This window comes from Pseudomonas sp. NPDC089758 (genome assembly GCF_044748705.1).
Lineage (GTDB): Bacteria > Pseudomonadota > Gammaproteobacteria > Pseudomonadales > Pseudomonadaceae > Aquipseudomonas > Aquipseudomonas putida_X.
Genome location: NZ_JBIVGN010000039.1, coordinates 1 through 1924 on the forward strand (window position 1 = coordinate 1; position 1924 = coordinate 1924).

1 protein-coding gene is annotated in these 1924 nt (G+C 59.4%); it reads left to right on the top strand.

What is annotated here, in order from left to right:
• Positions 1-429 precede the first annotated feature (429 nt).
• A complete protein-coding gene (ltrA, locus tag ACIPZH_RS25730) occupies positions 430-1851 on the top strand; it encodes a group II intron reverse transcriptase/maturase (RefSeq protein WP_400638351.1) in 1422 nt (473 codons plus the stop codon).
• The last annotated feature ends 73 nt before the right edge of the window (positions 1852-1924 follow it).

Here is a 1924-nt window from a genome sequence, read left to right on the forward strand (position 1 = left end):
GTTGTGCGCCAGGCATGGCGCGTTGCGCGTCAGCGCAACCCGCTTGGCTGTGGTGGCCGAGTGGGTGACTTGGAGGTGAAAGTCCTCTACACACCCGGCAAGGGGAAGTGTTAGCCAGAGGCAAGGGTGTCGCAGGCGACTGCGAATCTGAAGGAAGCCCGAGGCAAAATGCTGGCCTGACGAACAGGAAGCGGATTAGGCGGCGCAGCGGGGTAAGAAGGCAACAATCTTCAAAGCCCAATACTTGCACGGAACGCTGTGACGTAAATCCGACAGGCATAAGCAGGAAGGTCGCGCGAATTACCCTGGGAGATCTGCACGCTTGCCTTTGTGCTACCGAGCGTCGTAAGGCGACGGGATGAGCATGCAGAAGTCAGCCGAAGCCGTAGTAAGTGGCGGTTAACCGCGCCACCAAGGGCCGAACAGGTTATGCCGCCAGTAGGCGTCACTGTCTCGTTGGTAGCCGTAATGCAGAAATTTCCCACAGCGGAAACTGTCATCCCGAGTCCCGGCCAGAAGCTGAGGATGATGCATGACAGTGCAAAGGTATCGACGGCGTCAGTAACGTGGACGAACGCGGAGCCGGACACGCTGATGGAGCGGGTGCTTGCACCGGCCAACCTCAGACGTGCGTATCAACGCGTGGTCAGCAACAAGGGAGCGCCGGGTGCCGATGGCATGACGGTCGCTGACTTGGCGGGCTACATGAAACAGTATTGGCCAACCCTCAAGGCCAGGCTACTGGCCGGTGAATACCATCCACAAGCAGTGCGAGCGGTTGAAATTCCCAAGCCGCAGGGCGGCACACGGCAACTGGGAATCCCCAGCGTCGTGGACCGCTTGATCCAGCAAGCCTTGCAGCAACAGCTCACGCTCATCTTCGACCCACTGTTCTCGGACTACAGTTATGGCTTCCGTCCGGGCAGAAGCACACATCAAGCTGTCGAGATGGCCCGTGCCCATGTGGCATCGGGGCATCGGTGGTGCGTGGAAATCGATCTGGAAAAGTTCTTCGATCGAGTCAACCACGACATCCTCATGGCCTGTATCGAGTGCCGGGTCAAAGATAAGTGCGTACTTAGGCTTATCCGTCGCTACCTTGCAGCGGGAGTCATGTCAGGCGGTGTCGTTAGCCCACGGCAGGAAGGGACGCCGCAAGGCGGCCCGCTCTCGCCGCTGCTGTCGAATATCCTGCTCGATGAATTTGACCGCGAACTGGAGCGGCGGGGCCATCGCTTCGTGCGCTATGCCGATGACGCGAACATTTATGTGCGCAGTCCTCGGGCTGGCGAGCGAGTACTGGTCAGTGTCGAGCGCTTCCTGAATCAACGTTTGAAACTGACGGTGAATCAGAAGAAGAGTCGAGTCGCGAGAGCCTGGAAGTGTGACTACTTGGGCTATGGGATGAGCTGGCATCAGCAGCCAAGGCTGCGGGTGGCAACGATGAGCCTGGGTCGCCTGCGCGACCGGCTCGCAGAGCTGCTACGCGGTGCACGGGGTCGCAAGATGGCAAATACCATCGAGCGGATAAACCCTGTATTACGAGGCTGGGCGGGTTACTTCAAGCTCAGCCAGAGCAAACGGCCACTTGAGGAACTGGATGGCTGGGTCAGGCACAAACTCCGCTGTGCCATCTGGCGCCAATGGAAGCAGCCCTCTACGAGGGCGCGCAACCTGATGCGTCTGGGCTTAAGCGAAGAGCGTGCCTGTAAATCGGCCTATAACGGCCGAGGCCCGTGGTGGAACTCGGGGGCGCCACATATGAATCAGGCGCTGCCGAAGAAACTATGGGATCGACTCGGACTGGTCTCGATACTGGATACGATCAACCGGCTTAGCCGCATAGCCTGAACCGCCGTGTACGGAACCGTACGCACGGTGGTGTGAGAGGACGGCGGGTGTGAACCCGCCTCCTACTCGATTG